The following is a 6,048-nucleotide window of genomic DNA, read 5'->3' as shown; positions in this document are numbered from 1 at the left end:
CGGCGAACGCTAACGATGGTCCGTCTCAGTTTTGGCTAACTACTTGTTCGAGTGTTGTGCGTGCGCGCTGAACTTTGGCGAGGATGGATTCGGCGGTGGCCGTCCAGACGTAGGGCTTGGGACCGGCGTTGTGGGCGTTGAGGTATGACTCGATGCTGGCGATGAGGTCGGGACGCTGGCAAAGACGCCACGTCGGAGGTTCTTGTGGGTCAAGTCGCGGAAGCAGCGTTCCACCTGGTTCAGGCTTGACGACGGGGCGGGCGTGAGGTGCACGTGACACCGCTGGTGGCGCTTCCGCCATCGCTCGACCTCGGCGTTCTTGTGGGTCCCATCCGGGCCAAAGCCTTATCGCGACCACCTAGTGATACCAAACATCTGTTCCCGTACAGTAATCGTGAGCCTTACCGTTGGCATCCCTAGAGAGGATTGACATGACCGGTATCGAACAGTTCCGCTACGACGGCAAGAAGGCACTTGTGGTCGGCGGCGCAACGGGTATGGGTGCGGCGGCGGCCAAGATCGTCGGTGCCCTTGGGGCCGAGGTGATCAACCTCGACTACGCGCCGGTCGACGCCGAACTCGGCCGCGGCATCCAGGTCGACCTGCGCGACCCAGCGTCCATCGACAGCGCGCTCGAGCAAGTGGGCCATGTCGATGCGCTGTTCTCCGCCGCCGGCATTGCCGACGGTCCGGACCTGATGAAGATCAACTTCATCGGGCACCGGCACCTGATCGACAAGCTGATCGCCAACGGCCAACTCGGCCGCGGTTCGGCCATCTGCTTCATCTCCTCAGTCGCGGGCATCGGCTGGGAAACCGACCTGCCACGACTGCAGGAGTTTTTGGCCACCCCGGACTTCGAGTCGGCCGACGCCTGGGTCAAGGCGCACGAGGCGGACAACTTCGGCCACTACGGCACCAGCAAGCAGGCGATCAACGCCTACGTTGCCACGCACGCATTCCCGTTTCTGGCCAAAGGAATTCGGATCAACGCGATCTGCCCGGGCCCGACCGACACTCCGCTGGCGCGCGCCAACGCCGACCTATGGCTGTCGTTCGCGCAGGACTATCGGGAGGCCACCGGCACCGCGACGCACACCCCTGAGCAGATGGGCAACGTGATGGCGTTCCTCAACAGCGACGCGGCCGCCGGCATCAACGGCGTCACCCTGCTAGTCGACTACGGCCACGTCAACTCGTCGAACACCGGGACCTTCGCCGCCGGCAAGCCGATCATCGACTTGCTGATGGGCCGAATCTCGCTGGGATAGTGGATGTTGCGCATTTACTCCCCTCAACGCACGCAGACTGATAGAAAAAGCGGGCGAACCAGACCTGCGTGCGTGGGGAGGTCCCCAGTGGGGAAACGGCTTATCACCGCAGGGTTGTGCGCGGCACTGGCAGCGGCGTCATGTTCGGGTTGCTTCACGAACGACGACAAGGCGACGCAGAAGCTCGCACACGTCACGGTCGACAGCACGTCCCGGACGTCGCACGCCATCACCTGCAGTCAGGTCAACTGGCTGTTGACGGCGAACATCAGCATCGCCCCGGCGAACGTGAAGGTGCTCCTTCGATTGGATCCTGACAAGCCGAAGGTCGAGTCGGTCGACTTCGACAACTTCGCGGGCTTCACCGGAGTCTCCAACGCAGGGGCCGGTGGCGCGAAGATCCGCGTCGTCAGGGACACCTACACCATCACCGGCGACGCAGTCGGGTCTCAGCTCAACGATCCACACGTCTCGGTCACGAAGCCGTTCGCCATCGAGGTGGGTTGCTGAGCGAAGCTACTCCGGCTGATCGTCCGGCGGCGGGGCCGGAAACTCCTGCGCGGGAGGTGATTTTTTCAGCCACGCCCTCAGGCGCAACAGCGGAGCAACGACAACGCCGGTAGCCAACAAGATCAGCAGCACCACGATCGCGGCGTTCATCTCGTCAATGGTGCCACCCCGGGCAGCCAACGGGCGCTTGGAGACTTTCCTATCTGGGGTTCGGCTGGAAAGCACCGACGGCTTGCGGGACGCTCGGACTGATCACTCGCTTGATTTAGTCGCTTGGTCCGAAGAAGTTGTCCGAGCTGCCGTAAACGGCGGTGTTGGGTGCTGAAAACCGCTGCTGGGCAGACCGCCGCTTGACCTCGCCAGCCGATTGTGCTCAAAATGCGCTCACCGGGAGCCGACGCACCCCGATAAACCCTGTCTGAGCTGTCATCACATTGGTGCGGGCGGAGGGATTCGAACCCTCACGCTCTTCCGAGCACCGGCACCTAAAGCCGGCATGTCTGCCGTTCCATCACGCCCGCAAGGCCCCACGAGCGTACCGCCTTCGCTCCTGGCAAAGCTTGTCCACGGGCTCCCGTTGAAGGCCGCGGGGTACCTTCTAGGAATGTCCACTACACGTCGTCGGAGACCCGCGCTGATCGCGCTGGTGATTCTCGCGGCTGGTGGCTGCCTGGCCTTGGGGTGGTGGCAGTGGACGCGGTTTGAGTCGACGTCGGGCTCGTTCCAGAACCTCGGATACGCGTTGCAGTGGCCGGCGTTCGCCGCGTTCTGCGTCTACGCCTACCGCAAATTCGTCCGCTACGAAGAGGCGCCGCCCGAGCCCGGAAACACCGACGCCGTCACCGAAATACCGCAAGGTTTACTGCCCGAGCGACCACCAGTCGCTCCCCACGACACCGACGACCCCGTACTCCGCGAGTACAACGCCTACTTGGCCGAACTTGCCAAGGCCGACAACGAAACCCACGAACACCAGAACAGGACGACCGCATGACCACAGCCGGCCAGAACATCCGCACCCCGCTGCTCGCCTATCGCGTGATGGCGTGGACGACGGGTATCTGGCTGATCGCGCTGTGCTACGAGATCGTGGTGCACTACATCGTCAAGGTTCCCAATCCGCCGACATGGATCGGCATCGTGCACGGCTGGGTCTATTTCGCTTATGTCTTGGCAGCCTTCAACCTGGCCGTCAAGGTCCGCTGGCCGATCGCCAAGACCATCGGGGTGCTGCTGGCTGGAACCATCCCGCTGGTCGGGGTGATCGTCGAGCATTTTCAGACCCGAAACGTCAAGGCGCAGTTCAACTTATAACTAGGTACTCAGGGCGCGCAGTGCCGGCAACAACAGCGCCAATGCACGGCCGCGGTGCGATGACGCATCTTTCTCCGCCGAAGTCAGTTGCGCCGCAGTCCGATCCTCGCCGTCCGGAATGAACACCGGGTCGTAGCCGAAGCCGGCATCGCCGCGCGGCTCACCGGCGATGACACCGTGCCATTCGCCGCGCACCACGACTTCGTCGGAACCCCAGACCAGCGCGCAGGCCGAGACGAATGCCGCGCCTCGACGCCCGTCGGGCACATCGCGCAGCTGCGCGAGCAACAGCGCGGTGTTGCCGGCGTCGTCGCCGTGGCGGCCCGACCACCGCGCCGACAGCACACCGGGCATACCGTTCAGCGCGTCCACCGCCAGCCCGGAGTCATCGGCAACGGTGGGCAGTCCCGTCGCGGCGAATCCGTCGCGGGCTTTGGCCAGTGCGTTATCTTCAAATGTCGCAGCGGTTTCCGGCGCTTCGTCGAATGGCGGCACGTCGTTCAGCGACATCAGGGTCAACCCGGCAAGCTCTGCGGTGTCGAGAACCCGGCGCAACTCGAGCAGCTTCTTCCGGTTGCGGCTGGCGACAAGTAACCGGGTCACCGGCCACTCCGGCACGTGGCCGCCACTCGTGCGGGAACCACCGCTCGTAGCGTCACCGTTGCGACGCCGCCTATACGCGAATGTTCTGGTTGAGGATCGGACTCGCCGAAAGTGGCGTGACGCCCCTGACGTAAGGCACTTCGCAGTCTTCACAACCCCAGATGAGTTTGTGCATATAGCACCCCACGCAGAATCCCAGCGTGGCCTCCGCCCAGGTCAGGACGAAACAGACCGCAACCACAGCCGCCATTGCCACTGGCGAAGCGCCCGCCAAGCGCATGGCGAGGCAGGTCGCGGCCAAACCGGCACCGAGCAACCAGGCAAACCGTTTCGGCCGAGTTGGCTTCCACACCGGTCGCATGTTCATCGTCGACGCCGTACCCAGAAGTCCGGTGGGACTGAGTGGAGTCAATCCGGTGGCGGCCGCAGCCAACATGTCGAAAAGTACGAACGGACCGACGATGATCACGGGGTCGGTTTCCGGTCGCAACAGCAATAGCGCGATTGTGATTGCCGAAATGGCGTTCAGCAAACCCGCCCTTGCCCGGGTCGCGACTTCGTTGATACGCGGTTCCGTGTGTTCGTGCGTCATCTGCCCCATCGCCCACCACGGCTGATTGAGGAAAGAATGTTCGACCGACGGCTGTTGCTTGATCATTGATTGGTCCTAGGAAGGCAGTACGACATTGGCCCATGGTGGCCTCGGGAAATCTCAATTAGATAGTCGAAAGCGTACCATAACGCTGGTACACGAGGCTCTGACCAGCAGGATTAGGTCGCTCTCATGCGTGATCCCGCAGTTCGACGATCACCGAGCAGTTACCGAGATTCTTCGGCCCAGACGTCACAGGTAACTCAGCTGCCGAAGGCCTTCTGCGGCACCGCGCCCTCGGGCAACACGCCTGGGTACGGCAACGCCAGCGCCTCGTGCTGCGCGACGAACAACTTTTCGCAGGCCCCTTGGGCGGCGTCGAGCAACTTGTCGAGCGTCGATCGCGGGAAAGTGGCGCCCTCGCCGGTGCCCTGCACCTCGACCAGCGTCCCGGTGTCGGTGGCCACCACGTTCATGTCCACCTCGGCGCGGGAGTCTTCCTCGTAGGGCAGGTCGACCCGCACCCGCCCGTCGACGACGCCCACGCTGATGGCGGCGATCGCGCAGGACAGCGGCCGCGGATCCGACAGCTTGCCGTGCGCCGAGAGGTACGTCACCGCATCGGCCAGCGCGACGTAGGCCCCGGTGATCGCGGCGGTACGGGTACCGCCGTCGGCCTGCAGCACGTCGCAGTCGATGGCAATGGTGTTCTCCCCCAACGCCGCCAGGTCGATGCAGGCCCGCAGCGAGCGGCCGACCAGCCGGCTGATCTCTTGGGTGCGTCCGGACGGCCGACCCTTCACCGACTCCCGATCGCCACGCGTGTGGGTGGCCGACGGCAACATCGCGTACTCGGCGGTCAGCCAGCCCAGCCCAGAACCCCTGCGCCAGCGGGGCACACCATCAGTGACGCTCGCAGTGCACAGGACTTTCGTCTGACCGAATTCGATCACCACCGAACCGGCCGGGTGGGAGGTGAATCCGCGGGTGATGGTGACCGGTCGAAGTTCCTCGTCGAGGCGGCCGTCTTCTCGTTTTGACACGCCGATAACCCTAGCCCGGTGACGATGCAGAGCGCGCAGCGCGATAAGGAGGAGCCGGGCAATTCAGCCCTAGCTCGGCGACGATGCAGAGCGCGCAGCGCGATGAGGAGGAGCCAGGCAATGCATCCCTAGCTCGAGATCAGGACCGCTCGACGCTGAACGTCTCGCCGCACACCACCGCGTGCAAGGGGCCGTCGAATTCGGCTTTGGCCTCGCTGATTACGTCTTCACGCACAGTCCACGGTGGGATGTGCGTCAGCAGCAACTCCCCAACCCCAGCCGCGGCGGCGATCCGTCCGGCGTCGGTGCCGGACAGGTGCAGGTTGGGCGGGCGGTCCGGCGCGTGTGTCCACGACGCCTCGCACAGGAAGACATCGGCGCCGCGGGCCAGGTCGATCACCGCGTCGCAGTAGCCGGTGTCGCCGCTGTAGACGAACGTGGCGCCGGCCGGATCGGTGACGCGCATGCCATAGGACTCGGTCGGGTGACATACCAGCCGGGGCGTGACGCTGAGCGAACCAAACGTGACGGCTTCACCGTCGACCCAGTGATGCACGTCGAAAATGTCGGAGCAGTCATCAATCTCGCCGCCGTACGGCGATGACGCAGCGCCGAGTCGCGACCAGGTATCGCTGGGTCCGTAGAGCAGTGCCTTGCCCTTGGGCGGCGAGGGATGATAGCGGCGCCACACAAACAGGCCGGGCAGATCAAGGCA

General features: G+C 64.2%; 9 protein-coding genes, 1 tRNA gene and 1 pseudogene. 4 read left to right on the top strand and 7 right to left on the bottom strand.

Going from position 1 to position 6,048, the window contains the following annotated elements; translation table 11 throughout:
- Positions 1 to 25: 25 nt before the first annotated feature.
- Positions 26 to 327: pseudogene (locus AC2VOU_RS18190) on the bottom strand (transposase); the annotation flags it as partial.
- A gap of 104 nt (positions 328 to 431) precedes the next feature.
- Between AC2VOU_RS18190 and AC2VOU_RS18185 the strand changes: the two are divergent.
- Positions 432 to 1,271 (top strand): SDR family oxidoreductase, encoded by an 840-nt coding sequence (locus AC2VOU_RS18185; protein ID WP_486958624.1) that lies wholly within the window; start codon positions 432 to 434, stop codon positions 1,269 to 1,271.
- Between the two features lie 87 nt (positions 1,272 to 1,358).
- Positions 1,359 to 1,781, top strand: a complete 423-nt coding sequence (locus AC2VOU_RS18180; protein ID WP_486958623.1) for a lipoprotein LpqH — start codon at positions 1,359 to 1,361, stop codon at positions 1,779 to 1,781.
- 6 nt (positions 1,782 to 1,787) lie between these two features.
- Here AC2VOU_RS18180 and AC2VOU_RS18175 read toward each other — a convergent pair whose 3' ends face one another.
- A complete protein-coding gene (locus tag AC2VOU_RS18175) occupies positions 1,788 to 1,931 on the bottom strand; it encodes a hypothetical protein (RefSeq protein ID WP_486958622.1) in 144 nt (47 codons plus the stop codon).
- A 285-nt stretch (positions 1,932 to 2,216) separates the two neighbouring features.
- Positions 2,217 to 2,302: transfer RNA gene (locus tag AC2VOU_RS18170), tRNA-Leu, on the bottom strand.
- Positions 2,303 to 2,385: 83 nt separating this feature from the next.
- Between AC2VOU_RS18170 and AC2VOU_RS18165 the strand changes: the two genes are divergently transcribed.
- Entirely contained in the window at positions 2,386 to 2,775 is a 390-nt protein-coding gene (locus AC2VOU_RS18165) for a hypothetical protein (protein ID WP_486958621.1), read from the top strand.
- A complete protein-coding gene (locus AC2VOU_RS18160) occupies positions 2,772 to 3,095 on the top strand; it encodes a DUF3817 domain-containing protein (protein WP_486939104.1) in 324 nt (107 codons plus the stop codon). The genes AC2VOU_RS18165 and AC2VOU_RS18160 overlap by 4 nt, the downstream gene beginning before the upstream one ends.
- Here the strand turns inward: AC2VOU_RS18160 and rdgB are convergent, their stop codons facing one another.
- From rdgB to AC2VOU_RS18140, 4 genes are all read right to left on the bottom strand, one after another.
- The gene (gene rdgB / locus AC2VOU_RS18155) at positions 3,096 to 3,698 is read right to left on the bottom strand and encodes an RdgB/HAM1 family non-canonical purine NTP pyrophosphatase (protein ID WP_486958620.1); all 603 of its coding nucleotides are present in this window, start codon (positions 3,696 to 3,698) and stop codon (positions 3,096 to 3,098) included.
- 70 nt (positions 3,699 to 3,768) lie between these two features.
- Positions 3,769 to 4,356 carry a DUF4395 domain-containing protein gene (locus AC2VOU_RS18150; RefSeq protein WP_486958619.1) on the bottom strand — a complete coding sequence of 196 codons (588 nt, stop codon included), beginning with the start codon at positions 4,354 to 4,356 and terminating at the stop codon, positions 3,769 to 3,771.
- 197 nt (positions 4,357 to 4,553) lie between these two features.
- On the bottom strand, positions 4,554 to 5,333 hold the full coding sequence (rph, locus tag AC2VOU_RS18145) for a ribonuclease PH (RefSeq protein ID WP_486958618.1): 780 nt from the start codon (positions 5,331 to 5,333) through the stop codon (positions 4,554 to 4,556).
- A 139-nt stretch (positions 5,334 to 5,472) separates the two neighbouring features.
- Positions 5,473 to 6,048 (bottom strand): MBL fold metallo-hydrolase (locus AC2VOU_RS18140; RefSeq protein ID WP_486958617.1); only part of this gene is annotated, 576 nt, incomplete at its 5' end.

The organism is Mycobacterium sp. TH-M25 (assembly GCF_057473665.1).
Note: the sequence above shows the minus strand (reverse complement) of the source record. Positions and strands in the feature narration are given on the sequence as shown.

What these genes read in the sequence shown, in the direction of transcription:
- AC2VOU_RS18185 (WP_486958624.1), top strand. Translation starts at nt 432, where the DNA reads ATGACCGGTATCGAACAGTTCCGCTACGACGGCAAGAAGGCACTTGTG.
- AC2VOU_RS18175 (WP_486958622.1), bottom strand. Translation starts at nt 1,931, where the DNA reads ATGAACGCCGCGATCGTGGTGCTGCTGATCTTGTTGGCTACCGGCGTT.
- AC2VOU_RS18165 (WP_486958621.1), top strand. Translation starts at nt 2,386, where the DNA reads ATGTCCACTACACGTCGTCGGAGACCCGCGCTGATCGCGCTGGTGATT.
- AC2VOU_RS18160 (WP_486939104.1), top strand. Translation starts at nt 2,772, where the DNA reads ATGACCACAGCCGGCCAGAACATCCGCACCCCGCTGCTCGCCTATCGC.
- AC2VOU_RS18150 (WP_486958619.1), bottom strand. Translation starts at nt 4,356, where the DNA reads ATGATCAAGCAACAGCCGTCGGTCGAACATTCTTTCCTCAATCAGCCG.